Origin of the sequence: Polynucleobacter sp. AP-Kaivos-20-H2 (assembly GCF_018882215.1) — a bacterium.
Taxonomy (GTDB): domain Bacteria; phylum Pseudomonadota; class Gammaproteobacteria; order Burkholderiales; family Burkholderiaceae; genus Polynucleobacter.
Map to the genome: position 1 here is coordinate 1 of NZ_JACVOX010000008.1, position 1,392 is coordinate 1,392.

General features: G+C 50.2%; 1 protein-coding gene. It reads left to right on the top strand.

Annotated elements, in window-relative coordinates:
• On the top strand, positions 1-1,392 hold a 1,392-nt coding region (locus ICE89_RS11635; protein ID WP_216266026.1), incomplete at both ends, for a glycine-rich domain-containing protein.

The window sequence follows — 1,392 nt, forward strand, 5'->3', positions numbered from 1 at the left end:
ATCGATTACCAACGGCACGGGTACTACTGCCCTTGGTGGAGTAGTCGGTGCTAACAGCGCTACTAGTGCACTGGGATACCTGTGTATTAACGCTACTGGATGCTCCGCATCGGCTGTAGGCACTACTACTGGTAATGGCACAACGACATTAGCTGGCAGTGTCACTACCAGTGGTACACAGACATATGGTGGCAATCTCACACTAGGCGCTAATACTGCGCTTACCTCAACTGCTAACAGTGGTAATGGAGTAGTGACGATAGCGGGGGCGGTGAATAGCTCAACTTCATCTTTAGATCCGTTGATTATTGAATTTATGGGTTCAGGTCTATGGCAAGTTAGTGTCAATAGTGGTAGCTCATGGAATACCTATACAGCAATTGCCCCTATTAGCGGGGTAACTAGTAGCAATACCAACGGAAGCAGTGGCGCGAGCACTTTAGAAATTTCTTATAGTTCCGGAGCTTATATTTGGAATGCTACAGCTGGAAACTATCAGTATCTGTTGATAGGTGGAGGAGGTTCTGGTGGTGGCGGTAGCGGTGGCGGAGGTGGAGCTGGTGGTGTATTGACCTCAACTAGCATACTTACCTCAGCTGCCTATAGCATCACCGTTGGTAGTGGCGGAGCACAAGCCTCATCCAATACCGCAACCGGTAATAACGGCGGAAATACAATGGCATTAGGTCTCATAGCCTATGGCGGTGGCGGTGGCGGTGCTAATCAGAACTACTCCACCCATACAGCAGGTAACAATGGTGGATCTGGTGGTGGATCTTCTGCCAACGGACCCAATCAAGATGGCTATTACACCAATGGCAGCGTAACTTGCGGAGTTAGTGTATCAACATGCGGTCTAGGCACTTCCGGACAAGGTAATAACGGAGGGGGTTGGACTAACTGGAGTGGTGGTTACGGTGCTGGCGGAGGTGGTGGTGCAGGCGGTGTTGGTGGCAATGGCACTTCTACGTTAGCTGGTAATGGTGGCGTCGGTATTCTCAATCCAATCACCGGTTCGAATATTGGTGTTTCAGGTACCTTAAACAGTGTTGCTGGTTTATATGTTGCTGGTGGCGGTTATGGTGGTAGTTCTGGTGCAACGAGGGCTACAACTGGTGGTATTGGCGGCGGTGGCTACAGCACTGGAACAACTTCAACTGCTGGCGGTGTTACTAATACAGGCGGCGGCGGCGGCGGATCGATCAACAATGGTAATAACGGTGGTGTTGGTGGATCTGGTGCAGCTATATTTTCTGCAGCCAGCACCCAAAACTCCTACGCCCTCACCATCAACTCGGGTACAGGCGCAGCTACGCTTGGTAGTTCAGTTTCTAATATCACTACCTTAACCATTAACTCTAAAGCAACTACTAGCGCAGTCAGTGGTGCAAT